Annotated in this window: 23 protein-coding genes and 1 pseudogene; 18 read left to right on the top strand and 6 right to left on the bottom strand. The window is 47.3% G+C overall.

Going from position 1 to position 25,646, the window contains the following annotated elements; translation table 11 throughout:
- The first annotated feature begins 61 nt into the window (after nt 1-61).
- The 8 genes and pseudogenes from G8S19_RS17710 (at nt 62) to G8S19_RS17675 (ending at nt 11,381) form a co-directional block, all read left to right on the top strand.
- Nucleotides 62-1,372: an MFS transporter gene (locus G8S19_RS17710; RefSeq protein ID WP_001090735.1), complete on the top strand. Its 1,311-nt coding sequence runs from the start codon at nt 62-64 to the stop codon at nt 1,370-1,372.
- A gap of 13 nt (nt 1,373-1,385) precedes the next feature.
- Nucleotides 1,386-2,318, top strand: coding sequence for a 2-hydroxyacid dehydrogenase (locus tag G8S19_RS17705; protein WP_000811015.1), 933 nt, complete (start codon nt 1,386-1,388; stop codon nt 2,316-2,318).
- Between the two features lie 274 nt (nt 2,319-2,592).
- A pseudogene (locus G8S19_RS17700) lies at nt 2,593-2,676 on the top strand (peptidase); the annotation flags it as partial.
- Nucleotides 2,676-3,947, top strand: coding sequence for a Y-family DNA polymerase (locus G8S19_RS17695; RefSeq protein ID WP_085381471.1), 1,272 nt, complete (start codon nt 2,676-2,678; stop codon nt 3,945-3,947). The pseudogene G8S19_RS17700 and the gene G8S19_RS17695, both read left to right, overlap by 1 nt.
- A 531-nt stretch (nt 3,948-4,478) precedes the next feature.
- Nucleotides 4,479-7,262 carry a DNA methyltransferase gene (locus G8S19_RS17690; protein WP_085381542.1) on the top strand — a complete coding sequence of 928 codons (2,784 nt, stop codon included), beginning with the start codon at nt 4,479-4,481 and terminating at the stop codon, nt 7,260-7,262.
- Nucleotides 7,259-9,304 (top strand): DEAD/DEAH box helicase, encoded by a 2,046-nt coding sequence (locus G8S19_RS17685; RefSeq protein WP_023567979.1) that lies wholly within the window; start codon nt 7,259-7,261, stop codon nt 9,302-9,304. Before G8S19_RS17690 ends, G8S19_RS17685 begins: the two co-directional genes overlap by 4 nt.
- Entirely contained in the window at nt 9,297-10,475 is a 1,179-nt protein-coding gene (locus G8S19_RS17680) for a GIY-YIG nuclease family protein (protein WP_041520800.1), read from the top strand. Before G8S19_RS17685 ends, G8S19_RS17680 begins: the two co-directional genes overlap by 8 nt.
- Before the next feature lie 114 nt (nt 10,476-10,589).
- The gene (locus G8S19_RS17675) at nt 10,590-11,381 is read left to right on the top strand and encodes a BRO family protein (protein ID WP_023567978.1); all 792 of its coding nucleotides are present in this window, start codon (nt 10,590-10,592) and stop codon (nt 11,379-11,381) included.
- 87 nt (nt 11,382-11,468) lie between these two features.
- On the opposite strand, the gene G8S19_RS17670 is transcribed toward G8S19_RS17675, so the two are convergent.
- The 6 genes from G8S19_RS17670 to G8S19_RS17645 all read right to left on the bottom strand — a co-directional run bounded on the left by G8S19_RS17670 (nt 11,469) and on the right by G8S19_RS17645 (nt 16,241).
- Nucleotides 11,469-12,095 (bottom strand): inovirus Gp2 family protein, encoded by a 627-nt coding sequence (locus G8S19_RS17670; RefSeq protein ID WP_032416083.1) that lies wholly within the window; start codon nt 12,093-12,095, stop codon nt 11,469-11,471.
- Between the two features lie 269 nt (nt 12,096-12,364).
- A complete protein-coding gene (locus G8S19_RS17665) occupies nt 12,365-13,063 on the bottom strand; it encodes an ECF-type sigma factor (RefSeq protein WP_023567975.1) in 699 nt (232 codons plus the stop codon).
- Between the two features lie 26 nt (nt 13,064-13,089).
- Nucleotides 13,090-13,944 (bottom strand): protein YagM, encoded by an 855-nt coding sequence (gene yagM / locus G8S19_RS17660; protein WP_023567973.1) that lies wholly within the window; start codon nt 13,942-13,944, stop codon nt 13,090-13,092.
- A 118-nt stretch (nt 13,945-14,062) separates the two neighbouring features.
- Nucleotides 14,063-14,287, bottom strand: a complete 225-nt coding sequence (locus G8S19_RS17655; RefSeq protein WP_001272156.1) for an AlpA family transcriptional regulator — start codon at nt 14,285-14,287, stop codon at nt 14,063-14,065.
- The gene (gene yagN / locus G8S19_RS17650; RefSeq protein WP_000224818.1) at nt 14,284-14,724 is read right to left on the bottom strand and encodes a protein YagN; all 441 of its coding nucleotides are present in this window, start codon (nt 14,722-14,724) and stop codon (nt 14,284-14,286) included. Before yagN ends, G8S19_RS17655 begins: the two co-directional genes overlap by 4 nt.
- A 116-nt stretch (nt 14,725-14,840) precedes the next feature.
- Nucleotides 14,841-16,241 carry an integrase family protein gene (locus tag G8S19_RS17645; protein ID WP_001407714.1) on the bottom strand — a complete coding sequence of 467 codons (1,401 nt, stop codon included), beginning with the start codon at nt 16,239-16,241 and terminating at the stop codon, nt 14,841-14,843.
- 322 nt (nt 16,242-16,563) lie between these two features.
- On the opposite strand from G8S19_RS17645, the gene G8S19_RS17640 reads away from it, so the two are divergent.
- The 10 genes from G8S19_RS17640 to G8S19_RS17595 all read left to right on the top strand — a co-directional run bounded on the left by G8S19_RS17640 (nt 16,564) and on the right by G8S19_RS17595 (nt 25,319).
- Nucleotides 16,564-17,751 carry an integrase arm-type DNA-binding domain-containing protein gene (locus G8S19_RS17640; RefSeq protein ID WP_023568598.1) on the top strand — a complete coding sequence of 396 codons (1,188 nt, stop codon included), beginning with the start codon at nt 16,564-16,566 and terminating at the stop codon, nt 17,749-17,751.
- Nucleotides 17,744-18,541 carry a hypothetical protein gene (locus G8S19_RS17635; RefSeq protein ID WP_253685636.1) on the top strand — a complete coding sequence of 266 codons (798 nt, stop codon included), beginning with the start codon at nt 17,744-17,746 and terminating at the stop codon, nt 18,539-18,541. The genes G8S19_RS17640 and G8S19_RS17635 overlap by 8 nt, the downstream gene beginning before the upstream one ends.
- Before the next feature lie 107 nt (nt 18,542-18,648).
- Nucleotides 18,649-18,849: an AlpA family transcriptional regulator gene (locus G8S19_RS17630; RefSeq protein WP_000507057.1), complete on the top strand. Its 201-nt coding sequence runs from the start codon at nt 18,649-18,651 to the stop codon at nt 18,847-18,849.
- A 36-nt stretch (nt 18,850-18,885) separates the two neighbouring features.
- Nucleotides 18,886-19,758, top strand: a complete 873-nt coding sequence (locus G8S19_RS17625) for a hypothetical protein (RefSeq protein ID WP_253685634.1) — start codon at nt 18,886-18,888, stop codon at nt 19,756-19,758.
- A 21-nt stretch (nt 19,759-19,779) separates the two neighbouring features.
- A complete protein-coding gene (locus G8S19_RS17620; protein ID WP_159137007.1) occupies nt 19,780-20,784 on the top strand; it encodes a P2 family phage major capsid protein in 1,005 nt (334 codons plus the stop codon).
- A gap of 87 nt (nt 20,785-20,871) precedes the next feature.
- Nucleotides 20,872-21,444 (top strand): host cell division inhibitor Icd-like protein, encoded by a 573-nt coding sequence (locus G8S19_RS17615; protein WP_159137008.1) that lies wholly within the window; start codon nt 20,872-20,874, stop codon nt 21,442-21,444.
- Nucleotides 21,441-21,677 (top strand): hypothetical protein, encoded by a 237-nt coding sequence (locus G8S19_RS17610; protein WP_137477539.1) that lies wholly within the window; start codon nt 21,441-21,443, stop codon nt 21,675-21,677. The genes G8S19_RS17615 and G8S19_RS17610 overlap by 4 nt, the downstream gene beginning before the upstream one ends.
- The gene (locus tag G8S19_RS17605) at nt 21,670-22,080 is read left to right on the top strand and encodes a hypothetical protein (RefSeq protein WP_001063903.1); all 411 of its coding nucleotides are present in this window, start codon (nt 21,670-21,672) and stop codon (nt 22,078-22,080) included. Before G8S19_RS17610 ends, G8S19_RS17605 begins: the two co-directional genes overlap by 8 nt.
- The gene (locus G8S19_RS17600) at nt 22,077-24,764 is read left to right on the top strand and encodes a DUF927 domain-containing protein (protein ID WP_253685632.1); all 2,688 of its coding nucleotides are present in this window, start codon (nt 22,077-22,079) and stop codon (nt 24,762-24,764) included. Before G8S19_RS17605 ends, G8S19_RS17600 begins: the two co-directional genes overlap by 4 nt.
- 282 nt (nt 24,765-25,046) lie before the next feature.
- A complete protein-coding gene (locus tag G8S19_RS17595) occupies nt 25,047-25,319 on the top strand; it encodes an ogr/Delta-like zinc finger family protein (protein ID WP_000783295.1) in 273 nt (90 codons plus the stop codon).
- The last annotated feature ends 327 nt before the right edge of the window (nt 25,320-25,646 follow it).

Below are 25,646 nucleotides of genomic sequence, written 5' to 3'. Positions count from 1 at the left end.
TCGGCTGCCTGATGGCGGAGGGTATCCCTTTATCATGAGGCAGCAGAGTGAGGATTCTGTTATGAATACCGATCTGTATTCTTCAACATTACGGCAGCTTAATGCGAAGATAATTCCGTTTATTATTATCTGCTATTTTGTTGCTAATCTGGATAAAACCAACATCTCTATTGCTGCGCTGCAAATGAACGCTGACTTAGGGCTGAGCGCCAGTATGTATGGTCTCGGTGTTGGGATGTTTTATATTTCCTATATTATTTTCGAAATTCCCAGCAACGTTATTATGACGAAAGTAGGGGCCCGGTTGTGGATTGCCAGGATTATGATCACCTGGGGCATTGTCAGTGCCGGGATGTCGCTGGTACACACACCCACGCAACTCTATGTTATGCGATTCTTACTCGGCATGGCAGAAGCCGGGTTTACGCCGGGCATCATTTATTATATTTCCTGCTGGTTTCCGAAAAGCAACCGCGCGCGTGCCATGTCATTCTTTTATATGGGATCGGTAATGGCCTCCATTATTGGATTGCCGATTTCCGGTTCCATCCTGAATATGCATGGTATCGCGGATATCGCAGGCTGGCGCTGGCTATTCGCCATTGAAGGTATTCCGGCTATTGTACTTGGCGTACTGGTTCTGTGGCGTTTGCCGCAATCCCCCGACCATGCGGCCTGGCTTTCGACCGAACAAAAAGGCTGGCTAAAAGCGCAGTTGGCGCGTGATAACGCGAGCGTGGAAGTCGGGGCCAACCATAGCTGGATCGGTGCCCTGAAAAATAAAACCGTATTGTTATTAAGTCTGGTGTGGTTTTTACAGGCATTTGGTTCGATCGGGATCACGCTCTTTTTACCGCTAATCATTAAAAGTATGGCCAGCGATCAGAGCAATATTGTGATCGGCCTGCTTTCCGCCGTGCCGTTTATCGCAGCATGCTTATTTATGTATATCAACGGTCGACATTCAGATACCACTAACGAACGTTCATGGCACTTAGGTCTGCCGCTGATCCTCTCCGGACTGTCGCTGGCGATCGCGATTTATTCCGGCAATCTGCTGGTGGCCTATGTCCTGCTCGTACTGACCGTGGGCTTTAACTTTGCCCTCACGCCAATCTTCTGGGCGGTAACGACCGAGAAACTGGCGGGCGTCGCAGCGGCGGCTTCTATTGCATTTATCAATACTGTCGCAAATTTCGTGGGCCTCGGTTTACCACCGCTGCTTGGCAAAATTAAAGATGCGACGAACAGCTATCACTACGGGCTGCTGATTGTTGCTGTGGCGCTCATCATCGGGGGAATCATTGGCATCCTGGTTTCGCGTCCTGCGCCATTGCGGGTATCTGAAGATCCTGCCTCTCGTCTCTCTTAATATTGGAAACGCTATGAAACAGAAAGTACTCAAACAAGCCTATTTACCGGATGCGCTGACCTGGGAGCTTAGCCAGCGTTACGATTTATACGATCTCGCTCTTCTGTCTGATACAGAATTGCAAGCCGTTGCCAGCGAGATCGCCGTGGTGATTACCAACGGTGAGGCAGTAGTCACGCGTGAATTTATTAATACACTACCCGCACTGAAGTTGATTGCCGTGTTTGGTGTGGGGTATGACGGAGTGGATGTCGCCGCCGCGCGTGATGCCGGAGTAGACGTTACTCATACGCCAGGCGTATTAACCGACGATGTTGCCGATCTGGCGATGGGGCTCATGCTTGCCGTCTCACGCAAAATTGTCGCTGCGCAGAAATTTATTGAACAGGCTGGCTGGCAGAACAGCGGTTTTCAGTGGACGCGTAAAGTTTCCGGCAAACGTCTGGGTATCCTTGGCATGGGACGCATCGGGCAGGCCATAGCCAGACGGGCGGCAGCGTTCGATATGGAGATTTCTTACAGCGACCGCCAGAAAAATAATGCACTGATATGGAATTACATTCCCGATCTACAGGCCCTGGCGCAAAACAGCGATTTTCTGATGGTTTGCGCGCCGGGCGGTGAAGGAACCAAAGCGCTGATCAATCAATCTGTGCTGGAGGCGCTGGGCGCGGAGGGCATTTTGATCAATATCTCGCGCGGCAGCGTGGTGGATGAGGACGCGCTGATAGCCGCACTGGAAAATAACACCATCGCCGGTGCTGCGCTGGATGTCTTTGCCCACGAGCCGCACGTTCCCGTATCGTTGCAGAAGCGCGACAACGTGGTGATCACGCCACATATGGCCAGCGCAACCTGGGAAACGCGTCGGGAAATGTCGCGTCTGGTACTGGAAAACGTTGAGGCATGGTTCGCCGGTTTGCCGCTGGTGACGCCGGTACCCTGAGCATGATTTCGCCCCTGTCTGCCGGGGGCGTCAGACTGATGGTAAGTCTGATTTTACTCTTTTATATGCCGTTTTGCCGGATGCGGCTTCGCATTATCCGGCTTTAAAGTATATTAATATCAGTGCGTTATTTTTATACCATAGCCTGTTCAGGCGAAGTGCCGCACAGTATAACCGTTGTCAGCAATTTGACTCCCTGTCTGCCAGGTCTTCTCTTTCCACTCTATTAATGCTGCTACCTTTCCCGCTGGCAGGTCGCCACACCTTGCGATACCCTGCCCTTCACCCTGACCCGGAGACGCTGCAGATTTTTGGTGTGGTGACCGCGTTTATCCATAAGACGCGTGGAGCGGACTGATGTTTGCCCTGGCCGACGTCAATTCGTTCTATGACAGCTGCGAGAAGGTGTTTCGCCCTGACCTGCGGGGTAAACCGGTTGTCGTGCTGAGCAACAACGACGGCTGCGTTATCGCCCGCTCAAAAGAAGCAAAACTACTTGGCATCAAAATGGGCGTACCGTGGTTCCAGCTGAAGGACGCACAGTTTCCCGAGAAGCTGCACGTGTTCTCCAGCAACTATGAGCTGTACGCCTCGATGTCCGCCAGGGTGATGACTCATCTGGAAGAGCTGGCGCCGCGCGTGGAACAGTATTCCATTGACGAGATGTTCCTCGATATCCGGGGCATCAACCGCTGTATTGACTTTGAAGACTTTGGTCGGCAGCTGCGTGTCCATGTTGGTAACGGTACGGGACTCACCATCGGTGTCGGCATGGGCCCCACGAAAACGCTGGCTAAAAGCGCTCAATGGGCGTCAAAAGAATGGCCACAATTTGGCGGCGTTCTGGCCCTGACCCCGGGCAATCCCCACCGGACGGAGAAACTGCTCTCACTGCAGCCGGTGGAAGAAATCTGGGGTGTGGGCCGGAGAATTTCGAAGACGCTGGGGACAATGGGTATCACCACTGCGCTGCAGTTGGCGCGCGCGAATCCAACCTTCATCCGGAAAAACTTCAACGTGGTACTGGAGAGAACGGTTCGTGAACTGAACGGAGAACCGTGCATTTTGCTGGAAGAAGCACCCCCACCAAAACAGCAGATTGTCTGCAGCCGTTCTTTCGGAGAACGCGTCACAACGTATGAAGCCATGCGTCAGGCCATCTGTCAGCATGCAGAACGCGCTGCGGAGAAGCTGCGCGGAGAGCACCAGTACTTCCGGCATATCTCGGCTTTCATTAAAACTTCGCCGTTCGCCATCAACGAGCCCTATTACGGCAATCTGGCAACAGAGAAACTGATGACACCCACGCGGGACACCCGGGACATTATTACTGCTACAGTCAGAGCGCTGGACAGGATCTGGGTCTCCGGCCATCGCTATGCCAAAGCCGGCATCATGCTGAACGATTTCTCCCCGACCGGCGTCTCTCAGCTGAATCTGTTTGATGACGTACAGCCCAGAGCACACAGTGATAAGCTGATGAAGGTGCTCGACGGCATCAACCATTCCGGCCTGGGGAAAGTCTGGTTTGCGGGGCGGGGAATTGCGCCTGAATGGCAGATGAAGCGGGAGATCCTTTCTCCCGCTTATACAACCAGGTGGACTGATTTGCCCATAGCCCGGTTATGACTAACAAATTATTTTCGGGTTTCCTCACCTCCAGTTGTGACTGCTACAGCACTTAGGGGAGAGGGTTTTTCATCCCCCCCCTGCCCTAGGGAAGGGGCGAACAAGTCCCTGATATGAGATCATGTTTGTCATCTGGAGCCATGGAACAGGGTTCATCATGAGTCATCAACTTACCTTCAGGGGCAGCGGGGAAAACCATATTCGGTGCAACCTTAATACGTTTTAAGAAAACCAGAAATAAGAACGGAAGTTACTCACATGCGAGCGTCTCATATACCATGAATTTAGCAGTCTTTAATTGGCTGAAAATATGTATATTTTATCGAAAATATCTCAATGCTAAAATTCTCGCCATAAATACATAATAGGGCTTTCTGAAACGTGGATCTGAGACTGAATCAGCTACAGCGCTGGGTTCTATTCTGTTAAACTTACGGTCAAAAATTTCCAAGAAAACCTAGGATATGACATGAGTTCACTGCACACCAGTAGCAGCAGGGCGGTCACATGCCAATGGAGAACTGTACGCAAATGAACGCCGTAGAAATTGAGCAAGCCATCACGGATCTTGCGGAACAACCCTTTGATCCTATAGAGTTTCCTTATGCTTTTCTTGAAGCCTTTGGTAACAAGGAAACGACCATCAAACGTCTGCGCGCCGGGACATCGAATAAGTCCGACTTGGGTGGTGTTCTTCAGACAAACAACATCCACATTCTGGCTAGTGAAGGGGGCCAAGTCACACAGATGCTGGCTGCACTTAAGGCCAGCCCGGCAACAGGCAAGGCCAAGGCGAAATTCATCCTTGCCACGGACGGCAAATACTTTGAAGCCGAGGACCTCAACAGTGGTCAGACTGTGGCTTGTGCCTTTAAAGACTTTCCCGATCACTTCGGCTTCTTTTTGCCATTGGCAGGTATCAGCACTGTTCGGCAGATCAGCGAAGACGCCTTTGACATCCGTGCTACTAGCCGTTTGAACCGCCTGTACGTCGAACTGTTAAAAGACAATCCTGAATGGGGTACTTCGGGGCGTCGTCATGACATGAACAAGTTCATGGCGCGTCTAATTTTCTGCTTTTTCGCCGAAGACACTGACATATTTATAGGCAAGGGGCGCTTTACTGACACTATTGCGCAGATGAGTGAGCGCGACGCTTCTAATTTGCACGAGGTCATCGCCACGTTGTTTCGTGCAATGAACACCCCACGCGATGAGCGAAGTGTTGTCGGTATCCCGCGTTGGGCTGCTGAGTTTCCTTATGTAAACGGCGCTCTTTTCTCGGGAAGTGAGGAGGTACCGCGCTTCAGCCGTATTGCGCGATCCTATCTTCTACATGTTGGCAATCTGGATTGGACCAAAATCAACCCAGACATATTCGGCTCGATGATTCAGGCCATTACCGAAGACGAAGAGCGTGGTGAGTTGGGAATGCATTACACTAGTGTCCCCAATATACTCAAGGTGCTTAACCCACTATTCCTCGACGAACTGCGGGCGAAACTGGATGAAGCCGGTGACAATCCGCGCATGCTGCTCAATCTGCGCAAGCGTATGGCCCGAATCCGCGTATTCGACCCAGCATGTGGATCTGGCAACTTCTTAGTGATTGCGTACAAGGAAATGCGAGCCATCGAGGCCGAGATTAATCGACGACGTGGCGAGATGGATAATGCCTCTGACATCCCTCTTACCAACTTTCGCGGGATCGAAATACGAGATTTCCCTGCGGAGATTGCCCGTCTCGCGCTAGTTATTGCTGAGTATCAGTGCGATGTGGTGTACCGGGGACTAAAACTTGCACTGGCCGAGTTTCTTCCTCTGCGTAATGATAATTGGATTACATGTGGCAACGCATTGCGGATTGATTGGTTGAGCGTTTGCCCTCCGTCCGGAATTGGCGTGAAGTTGCAGGCAGATAACCTCTTTGAGACGCCTCTCGGTCAAGCAGAGATTGGCTTTCAGAACGAAGGTGGGGAGACATACATCTGTGGTAACCCACCTTACAAAGGTAGCCAAACGCAGACTAAAGAGCAGAAAGCGGATTTGGCTTCGGTATTTGAACCTTATGGTATTTCGTCTAAACAAATCGATTATGTTGGTGGTTGGTTCATGAAAGCTGCTGCCTACGCGCAAGCCACACCAACGGATTCGGCTTTTGTTAGCACCAACTCTATCTGTCAAGGCCGAATTGTTCCTATCCTGTGGCCAGCAATTTTCAAATGTGGCTCCCACATTCGCTTCGCGCACTCCAGCTTCAAATGGACGAACCTTGCTGCACACAACGCGGGTGTAACAGTCGCTATCGTCGGCCTATCTACGGATGTGAGTAAGACAAGGCTACTTTACGACTTGGACCGCAATGGCCAAACTACTGTACGCGAGGCGACAAACATCACGCCCTATCTGAGTGTTGGTGAGGATGTTGTAGTCGAGGGCCAGCGCAAGAGCATATCGGGTCTGCCGGATATGTCTTTTGGCAACATGCCCGTCGATGGGGGAAATCTTTTGTTATCGGCGGATGACGCGGTTTCGCTCGGTTTGAGCAAGCAGGATGAAGAGACATTTCTTCGGCGCATCTATGGTTCTGCCGAGTTTATTCGCGGAGTAGTACGTAAGTGCCTCTGGATCCCTGATGTAAAATTGCCGCAAGCTTTGGAGATTGCGTCTATTCGGGGTCGGATTGATGGCGTTCGGGAAATGCGGCTCAAAAGTAAAGATGCTGGTACGAATGAGTTAGCATCACGGGCTCATCAGTTTCGCGAAATGTATCACGGTGGCAAGCACACGCTGATTCTACCGGGGGTTTCATCGGAAGGGCGCGAGTATCTTCCTGTTGGACTGATTGATAATCATTCGGTAGTCAGTAACCTCGCCTTTGCTCTCTACGACGCTCCGCTCTGGAATCTTGCGCTCATTGCATCTCGTCTACACCTGGTTTGGATCGCCACCATCTGCGGAAAATTGGAAACACGCTACCGCTACTCTAACACCCTCGGCTGGAACACCTTCCCAGTACCAAAACTCACAGAAAAAAACAAGGCTGACCTCACACGCTGCGCGGAGGACATACTTCTGGCGCGTGAGCATCATTTTCCCGCGACCATCGCGGACCTATACGATCCTGCTAACATGCCTACTGATCTGCGGGCTGCGCATGATCGCAATGATGAAGTACTGGAGCGCATCTACATCGGCCGTCGCTTTAAGAATGATACAGAGCGGCTTGAAAAGCTATTTGATCTTTATATAAAGATGGCCGCTTCTGCTGCACCGGCCAAAGGCAAGAAGCGTAAAGTGAGAACTAATGCATGAGCAACAAGATTAAATCAGTACCGTCCGTTTCCGTTACCTACTCACGCAGCGGAGCATCGACCAAGGCTAATGCTCTTGGGATGCGGCCTATGCAAGAAAGGGCCTATGAGAAGCGCGGAGAACAATATCTTCTCATCAAGTCGCCGCCCGCCTCCGGTAAGAGTCGTGCTCTGATGTTCGTCGCACTCGACAAACTCGAAAATCAAGGGATTAAACAGGCAATCATCGTTGTGCCGGAAAAATCTATCGGCGCGAGCTTCAACGATGAACCGCTATCGCAGTTTGGATTCTGGACTGATTGGCATGTCGAACCTAAGTGGAACCTGTGCAACGCGCCCGGTAACGACAACGGTGGCAAGGTAAGATCTTTTGGCTCTTTTCTTGAAAGTAGTGACAAGGTGCTTGTTTGCACACACGCAACCTTTCGCTTCGCGGTCGATGCCTACGGTATAGAAGCGTTTGACGATCGCCTGATCGCGGTCGATGAATTCCACCATGTGTCAGCTAACCCGGATAATAAGCTTGGTCAGCAGCTGGGGCAGTTTATCGCGCGGGACAAGACGCACATCGTTGCCATGACCGGATCCTACTTCCGGGGTGATGCGGAGGCCGTGTTGGCTCCTCAGGATGAGTCCAGGTTCGATACCGTCACCTACACCTACTACGAACAACTTAACGGCTACGAATACCTCAAGCAACTCGATATCGGCTACTTCTTCTACAGTGGCTCCTACGTCGATGACATCCTCAATGTACTCGATCCTGACAAGAAGACCATTATCCATATTCCCAACGTCAATTCGCGCGAGAGCACGAAGGATAAAATCAAAGAGGTGGAGCACATTCTCGGCGAGCTTGGCGATTGGCAAGGAGCGGATCCTGTGACTGGTTTTCAGCTAGTCAAATGCCTCGATGGACGCGTGTTACGTATTGCTGACCTGGTGGACCCAACCAGCCAAGGCAAGATTCAGGAAAGTCTCCGTGCTGCAGAAATGAAGACAGACCGTGATTATGTGGACATCATTATTGCACTTGGTATGGCGAAGGAAGGTTTCGACTGGATCTGGTGCGAACATGCGTTGACCGTTGGTTACCGTGCCAGCCTGACTGAGATCGTGCAGATCATCGGTCGCGCCACTCGCGACGCGCCGGGTAAAACCCGCGCAAGGTTTACTAACCTGATCGCCGAGCCGGATGCTGTAGAGGGGGCAGTCACCGAGGCAGTCAACGATACCTTGAAAGCCATCGCGGCAAGCCTGCTGATGGAGCAAGTATTGGCTCCGCGCTTCGAGTTCAAGCCTAAGAACCCAGAAAGCGGCCCGACCCCAGGTTTTGATTATGGTGAAGGAGGGTATGACCCGGATAACTGCAATTTTGGTGTTAATGAGCAGACAGGGACGTATCAAATCGAGATTAAGGGACTTGCCGAGCCCAGGAGCAAAGAGGCGGCACGCATCTGCCAGGAAGATTTAAATGAAGTGATCGCGGCTTTTGTGCAAGATAAGCCCGCCATCGAACGTGGACTGTTCGACGAAGAGCTCATTCCTGAAGAATTAACACAGGTTCGTATGGGGAAGATCATCAAAGAAAAGTACCCTGAACTTGGCGCTGAAGATCAGGAGGCTGTGCGTCAGCACGCTATTGCCGCCCTTAATCTCACGCAGCAGGCTAAGCGTATTGTCAACGGCGAGAACGATGGGACGCTCAATACTGCCCTTATTGACGGAGTGCGTCGCTTTGCGATGGACGTACGCGATTTAGACATAGATCTTATCGACCGCATCAATCCCTTTGGTGAAGCCTACGCCATCCTTGCTAAGACAATGAGCGAAGATAGCTTGAAGCAGGTCGCGGCGGCCATCTCGGCCAAGCGTACCTCGATCACGCCTGAAGATGCCAAAGTGATCGCCAAGCGTGCTGCTGAATTCAAACGTGAACGTGGACGCCTCCCATCGTTAACTTCGCCGGATGCCTGGGAAAAGCACCTTGCAGAAGGTGCAGCCGCGTTTATGCGTTTTAGGGCGGAGGGACATTATGAGTAATTCTGATTTAGACGATTTGGCGGCAGAACTTGCCGAATTTGCACCACCGGAGAAGAAAAAAGGACGTCCAGCCAGCGAGGAACGCATCATCGCAGGTTTTGAGGAAATCCAGCGCTTCGCTGACCAACATGGACGTGCGCCGCAACACGGCGAAGATCGTGAGATCTTCGAGCGCCTCTATGCAGTGCGGCTCGACCGGCTACGCAGTCTCCCAGACTGCCGTGCCTTGCTAGAGCCGCTGGATCATCAGGGCTTGTTGGCCGGAGGGGGGGAGGGAGCGGAGTCAGCGGACGAATTTATCGATATCGATAATTTGGCTGCCGAACTGGCGGATGTTACCAGCGAGGACGATATCACAGTCTTGCGTCATGTTCGTGCTAGCTCCGAAAAGCGTGCTGTACAAGGGATCGCGGATCGCAAGCCGTGCGAGGATTTTGATACATTCAAACCGCTATTTGAACAGGTGCGCAGTGATCTAAGTTCAGGGTTAAGAGTGACCCGACCTTTTGGACAGTATGCAACGATTGAAGTGGGCCATTGGTTCATCCTGGATGGTCAAACGGCTTATGTGGCTGAGGAAGGTGAAGAGTTCGATTCGCCACAGGGGAAGAAAGATGCTCGACTGCGTGTCATTTACTCGAATGGTACGGAAAGCAACCTACTTCGGCTGTCACTGGTTCGTGCTTTGTATAAAGACGAAACAGCACGCCGAATTACCGATCCAGACATGGGGCCTTTATTCAGCGATGCTCTAGAAGAGAGCGATCTAGAAAGTGGCACCATTTATGTGTTGCGTTCGCTATCTGATAACCCTTATGTAGCTGAACATCGTGATGTCATTCACAAGATTGGAGTGACTGGCGGCAAAGTAGAGGCGCGTATTGCCAATGCGGAACACGATTCCACCTATCTGTTAGCGAAGGTCGAGGTAGTAGCTTCATACAAGCTTGCAGGCATCAACCGCACCCGGATGGAAAACCTGTTTCACAGGTTGTTTGCACCCGCAAGGCTTAACATTACCATTAACGACCGTTTCGGCCATCCAGTACAGCCCGAGGAATGGTTTCTCGTTCCGTTATTCGTTATCGATGAGGCTGTTGCACGTATTAAGGATGGTAGCATCATTGGGTATGTTTATGACCCCATGTCTGCGAAACTGGTGAAGGCATAGTGAAGTGACACACCGAATTTGGCCACCTGTTCTGAGGTGATATACTCACCTCAGAACAGCACAGGAAAAAAGATACTGATTTGAATGTGCCTATACTTTGCGATGTGAGGATCAATGAATAGTAACCTGACCAAGATATGTTACCGTGGTGAGACTGGTGAAAGTGATCTAAGAACATTGATACTTGGTGAGATTCTATATATCTCACTACGAGATGTTTTAATCACGCTGAATAAAGAAAATAGAGAAATCAACGCTGATTACACAGTAAAATCGATGGCTGGAATAATCAGGGCGCAATTACAGGCTCTTGACCCCGATGAGTATATTACTACAGATGCTGAAAATGGTGTTTTTGAAGGTCAGAAAGAGATCTTCGTCACCCAACCAGGTTTGTATCGAGTTATGTCGAGTGACCGAAGCGCGGCTGGTAAGCGCTTTCAAAAATGGTTATTCCATGAGGTCATACCATCGTTGACTAAACATGGAGTATATCCACCACCGCCAGAAGCAAAAGGATCTGCCCTCGCGCAAATGGCTGAAATATTGGCCCAAAACTCACGAGCACTTGCTGATGCTATCCACAGACATGAAAAATTGGTGGAAGACGTCTCACAGGTGAAAGGCAAGGTTGCCGATGTTGAAAACCGTTTGAACCTCCTAGAATCCAGTCCTTCAATTGTCAATGAGGATATGCAATCCCTTGATAGCCGCCTCGCTTTTTTGGACATTAGCATGGAAGAAAAGCATGCCGCCGAAACATTAGCTTGGTGCGAGAACATTTCTGTGCAAAAAAACAGGAAGGTGATTCGCAAGGACTGTAGGGAAAACTCGCTCTTTACAACACAGACTATCGACGAAGCAATCGCTATCATGACTGAAAGTGGAAAAATCACACCAAATTGAAGATCCTGGGGGCAGGTTATCTGCTGGTTATATTATTGAACTCTGACGTAAAATAGGCCTTCCCACAAAGAGAAGGCCATTGCCGACTTACAGATCGATTTGGCTACAGCCGAAGTTACGGTCTCCTTCACCAAACACTTTGCTTTCGACTTTGGTGAGGTAATCCAGTCGGGTTAACAGCGCTTGGTAGTTATGCTGGAAGTCAGCATTATTGGTATCCAGCACGTACTTACAGTTATCAGGAAAATGGACCAGACCTGGGTGATCGTCTCTCTCCAGTCTCAGGGCGCTGTACCACGCTCCCGTAATCATCCCTCTCAGGTTATCGTGCTGATCGTAATCCCCGAGGTGGTAGTAAGCGTCTTTGTTGAACAACAGGCAAATGTGATAGTGGCATTTACCTGATTCAGAATACTCTTTCGCCCATATAATAAATAAAGGGCAACGGTAGATGCGTTTACCTTCACGCTCCTTACGGGTACGGTCAGCCTCCAGTTTAGCTCTGAGGGAATCACGCATTCGGGATATCACCCCTGGTTCAAGATTAGGGAAACAGCAGATATTGTCTCCGTTATCGACTATCTTCGGATAATGCAGATCGACACGTACCGCCGTTAACCTGGGGTAACGGTTAGTCAAATAACATAATAATTTTTTAATCTTGATCTGATATTCGAGGATATGTACTCCATGAGTACCTTGATATGTTTTCATAATATATACCTGTATTTGGTCCTACGGTCTATAGCAGACCGTACAGGGATGCCATACAGGCAGGGCTATTCCTGGTCACTGTTGTCGGTATATACTGGTATCAGATCTTAGTAAGGATATACTGATCTGATTACTACTCTTACTGGTGAATACAGGTAGTAAGAGTACACAATGCCATTATAATACCTATCCAACATCTAAATTTGAGACGAAGGTAGCCCCAGCCTGTGATGGCTGTTAAAAAGTTACTCTGCAATTAGCTTCTGGAATTAACCGATGATTCCGTTATTCCAGTGCCGCTTCACAGTCGATAAACTGATACTCAATTTCTTTGCAATCTCAGCCTGAGTAAATCCACCTTTCTTAAGTATTGTGATATCACGTCGGTATTTGCTTCCCTCCTTTCGTCCTAATTTCTTCTTAACATGTCGATATCGGCTTTTAGTTGATTTCAGATTGTGAATGTCAATCGTATCCTGACGAGCAATCAAAAAAGACAAGCAACTTTCAGCAGAAGGCTCTATCCTTGAAGCTGGATGGTAGCTGTAGATAAACATTTCTTTTTGAAGGCAAAAAAATAAAATATTCTGTAAGTCCTCCACAGTTCTGCCAAGACAGCTTAGATCTGGAATGACAAGCGTGTCCTGCCGGTTCATTTCATGATGAATCAATTGTCTGAGTAAACGTTGCTCTGAAACAACCTCTTTAATATCTACCTGCTCGATCACAACATGTTCAGGTAGAATATTAAATTTTTGGCATATCTCAGCAAGTGAGTGATGATCTGTAATGCTTTCTTGCTGTTCGCTACTGCATATGGTGTAAAAAAATGAACGCATCTGATGCACTCCGGTGTCATAAATTATTTTTTGATACCTGAATAATGTTATTTTGTATAAAAAATAACCAAAAATAGAGCGTGATTGCCAGCGATACTTTGAGTGGTAAAGTAGTATTTTACCTCTCATAATTGTTTGTCCTTCTTTGTTACCTCTTAGGTTCTGCTCTCCTGTGAGTATGGGTTTATAATGATGTCATCCGGTGCATTAACACGGTTGGAAACATCTGTTTTACGGATCACTGGCAGCATAACCACCATCTCATTGACATGGTAAATATCAATCCAACAAACAACCGGATAAGGCATAACAATCCCCTTTCTTCTAAGAACTTCATTTATCCCGAATATAATTAATTGGGATGTTGACAAGAGTAGAGTCTGCCCGACATCAAAGTAATAATCCTCAAAGGTTGTTCTATGAATAAGAATAATGTTTGAATATCCTGAGACACTTTGATGCTTTACATTAAAATGTCGTTGATTGTAAATGTAAATGGCTTTTTCCATATCGTAATTTTCCCTCAGCGAGGATAGCCTTTCACGTATAACTGTTTTTTCATCTTTCCCCATGAATTCATCATTAGCGTTCAGTTGAAAGTAATCTGCAATGGGGATTTTTAATGGACTCATGATGTTCGTTTTCCAGATTAACGAACAGTACTCTTCCAGAGTTACTTCTGTTTTACCTCGGCTTCGATTGATGCTTTCTTTTATAGAGAACTTTAACAGGTCATTTTTTATTTCATTTATTGACCAGTTATGACGATTGCATTTTTCTAATATAGGGATAGCCAAATCCACAACTTCCGCTATTACGGAAGAGTGAGATTTATTTGTTAGTCTGGCATAATGATCAATTACTCCTAATGAAGATTGATTTTTGAACGTGACTGAGTGTTTTTTTATGGGAGTAGTCTGTACTACCTGTGACTCATTGTTTTTGCCTTGACAAGGTTTTTTTCCTGGTAGAACGCTGCTCATCTCAAAATTAGTAACACTATTAGACATTTTTAAGGAAACCTCTTTGTTATCTCAATATAAAACTACTATCTGAAATTTCTCAGTGTTGCCCCATTTTTCTCGGGGCAACATCGCTATAAATCAATAAAATTAAATCTGTAATTTATTACAGACTTTCTCGTACAGAAAATGTATCTATAAAATCGAGGACATCTTTACGTAACCAGTAATGGCGGCCATTGATTTGTTTTGGGCGAGGTAGCCCCTCAGGCAATTTGTCCTGACAAAGCCATTTACGAATGGTTTGAGATTTGTAGCTAATGATTTTAGCTAACTCAGCTGTTGAAATGAGCTGTGATTGAGATGTATCCGGGAGTTTGAATGCGCTCATTTTGCCACCTCAGTGATTGAGATATTGGCAAAGAAAGCTTTAAGCATTATTGAATTAGTAGGGGTAGTAATGAAGGCAGAAGGAAACGTTTCGGGCTCGGGGTCGGGGTCACTACCATCACCTGAATCTGATGATAAGGCACTTTTAGCTGATTTAGCCGTACTGTGATGCGATCTGGATGCCTGATTTTTACATGACATCAGACGCGCGAGAAAGTTAGTAGCATTTTGCATTCTTTGTTTAAGATGTAAAATTTTCAGTTTGGCGCATGCGACAGACTTGCGAAGAGCTGAGTATGTTCCTTTGAGATACTCGACAACCTCTTCCATGGACGCAGGATCGTTAAAGGATTGAGTTGTTTTACTTGAATTAATACACCAGCGAGCTCTGATAGCTGCCAGAGTGGGTTCTATGGATACAGTTGCTGGGGTTGCCATTGGCTTATCTCCTGTGTAGTTGCTGTATCATTGACTAAACTGTGTATTACGATACATGAAAATCTATCTTGATCAATAGTTGATGATATTTTGTAATATGTTGATTTTTAATGGAATCAACGCATATCAACGTTGTTTTTTATGGTAATACCTGCTTCATTTAAGATCCATGTCTCAATTTTCTCGTGCCATTTTCGTAACAGATCTAACGGACGACGGCGATAGTGTTTTTCGGCAAGAGCGCTGGGTTTGTGTCCCATAATTTGAGCAACAATACCAGTGGGAACTTCAACCCACTCGGCCAAAGTACCAAAACTACGACGTAAACCGTGAAGGCTGATATGTGGTAACTCAGCCAGCACTAACGCTCTGTTGTGCGCTGAACGCGGCTCAATAATTTTGCCACTTTTACTGTTACTTCTGAAAACCCAACCCTCCTTATTTACGTCAGAATTTGGGGATTGCGCTAGTACATTTAACAATTCAGAAACATAAGGAGTGAGAGGGATGATACGTTCACCTTCGATCTTGTCTTTAATTCGCATGCTTGACCATTTGAAATCTACGTCTGACCAGCGAAGCGACGCAATTTCTTCACGCCGAGCACCAGTGAGCAAAAGTACTTGGAGATAGGCCGATGCAATAGGATTATTGAGGCTACGCACGGCACTAAACCAGCTTTTTAGTTGTTCCTTTTGCAGGCAATCATCAGCTTTACTCGCTGACACGGGAACCATTTTTCTTACGTTGTAATCTTGTGCCAGATCGCCAGGAATGATCCCTTGATATTTTTTCTGATAATTACTCCATTTGATGAAAGCACGTAGTAGGCGATAAGCGTGAGCAGTGACGGTAGGTCTATTTTGCCTTTCTGTACTCAGCCACGCTGCTATGTAATCTGGGGTTAGCTCCGATAACGGCAGGTTGAGCAAACTAGCCAATGGTCCAGCCGAAGTCGGGCCTTGGCCTCTTTTTTTACTTTCGCCTCCACGACTGGACAAGTTAATGTGATCGGCAATGTATCGAGTAGAATATGGGCGTTTAGTTTTTGCACTGATACCGGTTCTCAATTCTTGAAGATAGTCTTCCCAGGCGACGGAGAAAGTCACTTTTGTTTTACGTGATTCTGCCTGCAGGGATTCTGCTTCTGCGATTTTTACAGCCTTAGCAATTCGTGGATCTATCCCTGTATCGATCAATGTTTGTAACCGTCTTGCCTCGGCTCTCGCATCATCAATCTTCCAGTCGTTAATATTGCCAATAGTCATGCGAAGGGTTTTCCCCGCATATACGCTTTGGAATACAAAGGCTTTTGCTCCGCTAGTTGCTCGGCATGCCAGGGTTGTTACATCTGCATCCCAAAGAAAAGTTTGTTTTTTCCCTTCCGGTAAGGTGAATCTGCGAAGTCTTTCGAAGGTAAATTTTTGTCTTGAAAGCGCCATTTTTCGGCTCCAGTTGAGAATTGCTGTCTTACAATAATGTAACTGCTGGTGTAAGTAAATGGAGGGAATAAACATCAACTTTTGTTAATTTCAATCAACGGGTTTATTGCTATAACTTGGTGTTTTATAATATAAAGTATGTTGTTTTGATTGATTGCTCAAGTAGTTAAAAATGCATTAACATCGCATTCGTAATGCGAAGGTCGTAGGTTCGACTCCTATTATCGGCACCATCCCTTAGTATTTCCAAGTCATCTCAAATCAACAAAACCCTTTAAAAACATAGATATTACGCGATTCTTCGTCATTTGACGTCAACCCCTATCTCTTGAAATCAACATACAATTGGGGGCACAATCGGGGGCATGTTCTGTTCGGTCTAGGAAATGTGCCCCCAATGATGCTGAATGCCCGCAAGGTTGAAGCCGCTAAAGGAAAAGAGAAGAGCTATAAGCTATCTGATGGAGGTGGCCTGTACCTTCAGGTTGAACCTAATGGCTCGCGTTACTGGCGTATGAAGTACCGTTTTGCTGGTAAAGAGAAGCGCTTGTCCTTTGGTGTCTATCCAACAGTCACCCTCGCCGATGCCAGACAAAAACGCGAAGACGCAAAGAAACTACTCGTCGCTGGTGAAGATCCTGGCGAAGTGAAAAAAGCAAAGAAGCATGCTTTAAACGCAGCGATCGAGACACTTAACCCATTTAGAGAAGTGGCGTTAGAGTGGCACAAAATGAAATCTCCCAAATGGTCTGAGGGCTATGCTTCAGACATAATTGAGGCGTTTGAGAAAGACATTTTCCCGCATATTGGACACAGACCTATAGCCGATATTCAGCCCCTTGAACTACTTGAAGTACTGAGGTTGATAGAAGCACGAGGTGCTATGGAGAAAGCGAAGAAAGTCCGTCAGCGATGCGGTGAAGTTTTCCGCTATGCCATCGTAACGGGTAGAGCAATCTACAATCCTGCACCGGATCTTGCCAGTGCGATGCAAGGACATGAAGCAGTCCACTATCCATTCCTCAAAGCCAACGAGCTGCCGGAGTTCTTTACTGCCCTTAACGCTTATTCAGGAAGCCCAATTGTATTGCTGGGGGCACATTTACTTATCCTGACGGGTCTAAGAACAGGAGAACTAAGAGCAGGTGAGTGGCGTGAGGTGGATTTTGATAATGCGGTGTGGGAGATCCCAAAAGAACGTATGAAAATGCGTAGGAGCCATATTGTCCCGTTGCCAAAACAAGCATTATCCCATCTCAAATGTTTGAAAGAACTAACTGGGAACTACCCGCTGATGTTCCCTGGACGCAACGATCCTAGCAAATTTATGAGTGAAGCAAGCATTAATCAGGTGTTTAAACGTATTGGATATGCAGGGCGTGTTACGGGGCATGGTTTCAGGCATACGATGAGTACAATTCTGCATGAGAAAGGATTTAACAGTGCATGGATTGAAACCCAGCTTGCTCATTTAGATAAAAATTCTATTCGCGGAATTTATAACCATGCTCAATATCTGGAAGGACGCAGAGAAATGATGCAATGGTATGCTGATTTTATTGAGGGAATGAATCGTAATGGCTAATAAAACCATTCCTTTGAAACTATTTCGCACGCATTATCAAGTAGCAGAAGTTGCTAAAATGCTAAATTGCGAAGAGGCGGATGTTTTTTATCTGGCAGGAGAGAATGAACTTTCATTCTCTGCATATGTTGGCAGGGAGGGTAATTTCTCAAAGCATCGAGTTAGATGTATAAATGAATTTATTAATCATCTTGATTCATTGGATAAGGATGACGAGGGGTATAGTTATATTAGTCAATATAGTCTCATAAAAATACATGAGATAAAAAATGACAAGAATTTAGTTATTTCACGTATAAAAGGTTATTTTAAATACCCACCAGGAATCCAGAAGGATTTTATTTATTTTAGTGGGCAATTCCCAGTATACCCATCTCTTCTTGTTCCAGCAGGGGAAGTGTTTTCAGAAGAGATAAAGTTCTTTCAGATAGACTGGAAAAATTCTGATGGGCTTTTTTTTGAGCATGATGGATATATAGAAAGCGATGATGTTCGAAAACTGTATGATATTATTAATAATGATGCTTCTTCTTCGGAGGTATATAAGTCGCTATCAATTGCACAACAAGAGCGACATGCAACAAAGCGAAATCAAGTTTTGAGTGTGGCCATTTATCTTTACAAAGAAAACTCTAATGTCAAAAAAGACAATGCTACAGCGCTAACAAAGCTTGTTTTTTCCCGAGCAGCCGAATTTTGGCCTGATAAGAAAGAACCGCCCTTATCATTCGAAGTAATCTGCAAAATGATTGCTAGTATTTTCAAAAAACCAATCTTTACAAATAATTAACATTATTGGTGGGTAAGTATTTTTTGCTTACTCGCCTTTTTTATATTTTTGAACGATGTTTTAATCCTCTTCGTTGATATAGATTGATACATAGAGAGGAACTCATTATGGGGTTTACTGATAATCGTCCTTCTGCTGACTCGCTCATTGATATGAAATTCATTACATCTGATTGTCTGTTTACTGATAAATGGATTTATAAACTGATTTCTCTAGGTCGTTTTCCTAAACCAATCAAATTAGGTCGTATGTCTCGATGGCGTGCCGGTGACTACTATGCTTGGCGTGATAGCCATTCTTCAGAGTAAAAACATTAGTATTAGTAGCATTTATGAGGAGTTTATATGAATTACCGTCTACAACCGGCGGGGAGTCAATACATATCCCTTCCAATTAAGAATGAATATGTTTCCGTGTTAGGAAACTATAAAGTAAGCCCGTTTAAAGAGACTCATAGCGACACGGCCTGTATTGTGCGTATTATTGAAATATATTCACTGAATAAGCTGCGCGCTAAAGGTGAAAAGTTGTATTCACTTACGGGGTTAACAGTACCTGATACGGAAGCTGTGGCGAATGAGATCAACCTGCTCCTGAGCCGTTATGCCCAGTTGTGTCGTCAGGAAGAGGAAGAGTTATCTTTCCGGCAGCGTGAAGTGACAAATGCGGAAGTTGCATGGAAAAGCACATTCTCAAAAAACGGCGTCAGTAGCATTGCTGAAGCCAAAACGAATAAAACGGGGCATGCTGGACGAGCGGATGCTGAACGGTGTTACCATCTGGCTGTTTCCCGGCTGAATGAGCAACATAGCCGACTGAGCACAATCAAGCTTTTACCGGGCGTACTGGCCGATGAAGTTAACTACATTGGTAAGGGAGTTGAGAAGCGTTTACTGAACATATTTCCTCAATCCGGCCAGATTCCTGCTGATTTTATTTCTGTGTTTAATGACGGTGACGTTGTCCGTGATATTAAATTTATTACAGATGCACTCAAATCTTTGTCTGATTCTGTGAGTGAAATTATTAGCCGTTGTAGCATTCCAACTGATCGTTATGTATTAAATAACGGTGGAATGGCAAGAACTATGGCTTACAGGGAGTACTATCGAGCAGATAATTATGTATTACGTTCAGTCGTAAGTGACCGGGATTATGTTGAGCATGTAATGAAATACAATCGGGTTGCTGAGTACAAAAATAAAATCTTTTCTTAAATACTAAAAAGGTGAAAAACTATGTATGCCTTCAAAACTGAAAGGCCGGACGCAGCACGTCGTTATCATAATAAATTCGTCACTGGCACTAACTATCAGGAGGAATCAAACAGACGCTTTGCATTAAGCGAACCCTCTGAAAATATACTGCGTACCTCAATTCTGGAATCCGGGTGGCTTATTAAAAATATCACCCTACGTGATGTTAACGCCGTGTCAGGTAATGCCGTCAATATTGGTACCAGTGAACTGCATACCGGACGTGTGGATGGTGGCCGTTTCCACAAAAAAATGGCAATCAATGGTACGGAGTTCTTTCTGACAGAGACGGATACCTGTGCCCGGATCAGCTATTCCGATATGTCTCATATTTACCATACTGGCGTGCCGGATGAGTTTGAGAAAACGGTTGAGAGCTTTTTTGCCCAGGCATATGCGCTGGACATGCTGAGGGTCGGTTTCAATGGTGTGTCGATTGCAAATACTACAAACCCGGAAATCAATAAAAAAGGCGAGGATGTCAATATTGGCTGGCATGCACTGGCGAAAGCCTACGGGAACGGGAAGCAAATCATCTCTGAGTCTGTCACTCTGGGAGAGACTGGCACCTGGAAAAATATTGATGCTCTGGCCAACCATCTGATTACTGAGCTTATTGCTGAGCAGTTTCGTGAAGATCCCCGTCTGGTTGTACTGGTTGGGGCAGAGCTGGCAGCACATCAACGCCTGAAGTTATTTAATGCCGCAGACCGCCCGGCTGATGTGAATGCTGCACAGATGGCTACAAGTTCTGTTGCTGGCCGCTTTGCGTTTATTCCCCCGTTTATGCCGGGTAAGCGTCTGGCAGTAACGACGCTGGATAATCTGCATATTTACACCCAGGCGATAACACGCTGGTTTCGTGCTGAGTTTGATGATGAAAACAGTGAATACGTACATTCCTACCTGCGCAATGAAGGCTATGCACTCGGTGAACCAGAACTGTACGCGGCTGTCGATGAGAGCGCCCTGACGTTTGCGGATTGACTTAGCGACAGAAAGACCCGCTCAGAGGCGGGTCTCGTTTACAGCATCAGGAAAAATGAAGAACTATTTTTAAGCAGAGGCTTAAGCATGCCAGCGTTAATTAATCCAGGCAATCATCAGTTTTCGGTTATAAATTTCTTGCCTCACCAGGAATATGCGGGATATAGTTTAAAGGTTGCCGCAAAATCGGCAGCCGGGCGTGGAAACCCGAGTAATCTAACGGCGACACCAGACGCGCCATGCGTCTTTTTTTGTGTCTTTGCCTTTGTGCACCTGTTACCTGTACAGCGGTTTCTTTACTGTTGTAGCTATCGTGTAATGGTGGCTCAGGCGGGGCTGACCTCGGTCAGGCCGGTATCCGTTAGAGCCGGTATTTCCACCCCCGTCTGGGCTACCACCCATGAGCGTGGAAACTCCGGTGGTAGCGTTACCCGCTATCTAACGGAGGTTGCCATTATGGCTACAGTCCCTGCTTTATCTCACCCTGAATTTACCTTTGTCTTTCTGGCTGTCCGCCGTACAGACCGTGATGCCCGTCCACGCCCTGTGCGTGTAATCGCAGACTGTGAACATGCTGCACGCCTTAAACTTGCCACTGAATTTATCCTGAGCTTTGCTGCCCGTATCCCTGTGAAAAGCGCCGGGGAGGTGGTTGCATGAAATCCATGAATTTTCAGCAAGGCTGCATATTGAGTGAACTGGGTGAGAGTCGTCTGTTACGGGCGGCACTGGCCAGTGAGTTCCTTGCAGAGGTCTTGTCCGTTCCCACAGTGAATGGAGCGAGAACTGTTTCAGCGGAAGGCGCTGCGGCTTTAGTGGCCTGTATTGCTGAACAACTGGATGGCGTTGTTAAGGAAACCAGCACAATTAAGGGAGAGATGCGCGATGAATAATAATCAAAATTTAAAGGCGCATGCTTTACGAACAGCGGTCTTACGGTACTACATTGCTGATGCATTCATTTCCTTAATGGAGCGTGTTCATAATGAACCTGTTTATATTGAAGATGGCGAACGAATAGAACTCACCCACGAAAAAGTGGTGAGCAATATTATTTACCATATTGAAATGCCGTGGGTGAATGAGTTTGGGGCTGATGCTGGTTGCATACTGGCCGCAGAGAAACTGGAAAAAATGCTTAAACCAGGCTTTATGTCAGAAAATATTCGCCTGTCAGTTTTTGGTGTCACAGAGATGCGTGAGGTTTACCGGGATATTATTTTCGGTGCACCTGATGGTGAACTACCCGAAGGTTTTGAATTTGTGAAGCCGGAAGGTCAGGAGGTGCTGCTGTGAAAATACAGTCTGTATCCACGATTTCCGGGGCTGCGATTGGGCGCTGGCCTTATATCCTGTCAGCATTAGGTATCAAAGTACCGTCCGCAGGACATCATGGGGCTTGCCCTGCCTGTGGTGGCAAAGATCGCTTTCGACTGGACGATAAAGCGGGGCGTGGGACGTGGTTTTGTAATCAGTGCGGTCATGGCGATGGTCTTGATCTGGTTCGTCTGGTGACAGGAAGAAAGATAAAAGAAGCCGCCGGGATGGTATCTGAGGCGCTTGCATTACCCGAAATACAGAAGAAGCCCGCTTTGCCAGCCAGGAAAAAGGCCGCAGGAAAGGAAGCGGGTGCGGAGCGATATACCAGACTCAGACAGCAGTCCTGCAATGGTGAGCCGGTCTATCTGACAAACAAGGGCTTACACGGGTATTCACTTCCCTTGCTGTCACAGCCTTTGAATCTGGCCGGAATAACATTTTCCTCCGGTTCATTACTGCTGCCGTTGACGGATATCTCCGGGAATATTACCGGTGGTCAGCTTATCAATCCTGACGGGGATAAAAGTCTGCTGCCCGGTAGCCAGCTGTCTGGCGCATTCATTGCCCTGACCGATATACCCGCTGAAACACCTGAACAGGTGATTATCACTGAGGGTTTTGCCACGGCGCTTACCGTCAGTCTGCTGACTGAAGGATGGATCGTGGCGGCTGTCGCTGCCACCAATTTACTGAAGGTGACGGAGCAGATCCGAAAACGCTGGCCGGAAACCCGGATCATTCTGGCCGGAGATAATGATCTGGCTGACGGGAAAGAAAACACCGGGCGTATTCAGGCAGAGAAAGCCGCCAAAGCGGTGGATGGCTGGGTAACGCTCCCTCCGGTACGCCATAAGGCTGACTGGGATGATTATCGGCAGGAAGTGGGGAAAGAACGGGCGAGAGATGCCTTTCGGGAAGAAATGACGCTGCATGGTAAAGGGCAGACCCGTTTACCAGAAGGGTTCCGGCTGACAAAAGAATATTTGTGGTACGACAAGCTGGTTAATAAGTCTGATGGCGATACGGAGATACGTAATATCAAAATTTCCAGTCCGTTGCGGGTGACGGCAATCACCAGTGATGCTGATGGGAGTAATTACGGGCGTTTGCTGGAATGGGAAGATACCAACGGAAACAGCCGTAAATGGGCAATGCCGATGGAGATGCTGGGTGGCAGCGGGGAAGAGCTGCGCCGAGTTCTGCTGGTTAACGGGCTTTCGTACATCAACATTAACGGCATGGCCAGAGCATTCCTGATGGAATATATCTCGCTGTGTAAACCGGACAGAAAAGTAACCTGTGTGAATAAAACGGGCTGGCACGGCGGGGTTTACGTTCTCCAGGATGAAGTGATAGGGCGCGAAGCCCAGTCAGTCATCTTACAAACGTCGAGTGTGCAGGGGCGTGATTTTCGTGTCAGCGGCACATCAGAGGACTGGCGTGAAAATATAGGCCGTTACTGCATAAATAATGCCCGTCTTGCCTTTGCGGTGAGTCTGGCATTTGCTGCCCCCCTTCTGAAACTGGTTGGTATCGGCGGTGGAGGTTATCACCTCAAAGGGGAATCAACAGACGGTAAAACCACGACGATGAAAGTGGCTGCATCGGTATGTGGTGGAACAGATTTCTGGCATACGTGGAGGGCGACGGGGAATGCATTAGAAGGAACGGCGAGCCGCCGCAATGATGCCACGCTGATGCTGGATGAAATCCGGGAGGTTGACGGCAGGGAGGCGGGGAATATCGCTTATATGCTGGCTAACGGGCAGGGCAAAGCCAGAGCCAGAACAGATGGTTCGGTAAGGGAAACCAACCGCTGGAATCTGTTGTTTCTGTCCACCGGGGAACTGTCACTGGTGGAACATGCGGCAAGCGCCGGGGAACGTACGTATGCCGGGGTTGAGGTCAGAATGATCCAGATCCCAAGTGATTCAGGCAAATATGGCGTGTTTGAAGAACTTCATGGTTTCAGTAGCGGGAAAACCCTGGCTGAGCATCTTGAGCAGCACGTAGCGCATTATCATGGTGCACCATTCCGCGACTGGCTGCATTGCCTGACCGCTGATCTGCCGGAACTGACCAGTCAGGCGAAAGCCTTATTGAAAGAGTACACCCGAAGGCTAACGCCGGAAAATGCCGGGAATCAGGTTGGCCGGGCTGTTACCCGTTTTGCTCTGGTTGCGATGGCCGGGGAGCTGGCCACAAAAGCGGGCATCACAGGATGGCCGGAGGGAGAGGCCTTTCGTGCCGCTCAAAGTTGCCTGGCTGCATGGATGTCTGACCGGGGCCATACAGCTAATCAGGAAGATAAAGCGGCACTTGAACAGGTACGGGACTTCATGACGCGTAATCAGTTCAGTCGGTTTGCTGACTGGAATGACGACAGGAACCGGCCTGTTTCAATGATGGGATTCAGAAAAGTCGATAAAGGAGACAACGTGACGGAGCCGGTTGTGACGTTCTACGTTCTCCCGTCAGGCTGGAAGGAGATCTGTAAGGGATTTGACTCGCGTAAGGTGGCCAGGTTGTGTGTGGACGCGGGCTGGCTGAAACCCGGTGAAGATGGCCGGACGCAAAACAGCATTCGCCTGCCAGAAATAGGGCTTAAACGTGTGTACCAGTTCAATACACAGGTACTGGGAAGCGCCGAACCTGAGTAATCATCGCGTGAGTCTTATTTTTATGAGGTAACACTGGTAACAGAGGTAACACCCGTTACTGATGCGGTTCTTCAGTGTTACCAGTCAAAAATACTGACTGGTAACACTGGTAACAAAAAATGGTGTGTTACCACGCGTTACCTCTTGATTATGCTAACTGGTAACAGATTAAATCCTTTTAAATCAATAGCGTTACACGTGTTACCAGTGTTACACGTTCAGAACAAGAGGTAGGGAGCCAAATCCCTTCTTCTGGCGGGCAACAGTATAGGGCACAGAACGATGAAGATGATGAGAATGTACTGCCCCACATGTCAGGCAGTAGCGCGGATAGGTAAAACAAACAGGAAACACCCACAACTGTACGATGTGTACTGCTATTGCTCTAATGTGGAGTGCGGTCACTCGTTTGTGATGAATGTTGCTTTCTCCCATTCCGTTAGTCCAAGCGCGCTGAACGGGCAGGGGAGGGTTAAAGAGCTAATTGATGCAATTCCACCCGAGGAACGGGAAAAGGCTTTAAAGTTGCTGCTGGCTGCGCAAAAGAATGGGTAAAGTATGCGTCGGGAATGGCCGATCCGTTCCCGGAACCTGAACACAGGATTTCAGTTTATAAGGATATAAAATTATTATTTTTCAACTGGTTATGTTTTTCATGTTTCACAAACCTTCATAAAATCACACACCTAAAATAAATTATCCATTTAATATCATAGTGTTGCGTATTCAGGCCACAAATGCGACGGACAGTAAAACTGAAAAAAGCTGAATTTCTTTTCATTCTTTTCAGTTCCTGTCTCGCAGTGCATCCCCGGTACGGGCGTGGGCTGGCGGTATCGTTTGTAAAAAATCACAACTGAAAAATTTTAGTGATATGAAAAC

Source organism: Citrobacter sp. SX206 (assembly GCF_024181025.1).
Lineage (GTDB): Bacteria > Pseudomonadota > Gammaproteobacteria > Enterobacterales > Enterobacteriaceae > Citrobacter > Citrobacter youngae.
The sequence above is the reverse complement of the archived record's forward strand: the minus strand, read 5'-3'. Positions and strand labels throughout refer to the sequence as shown.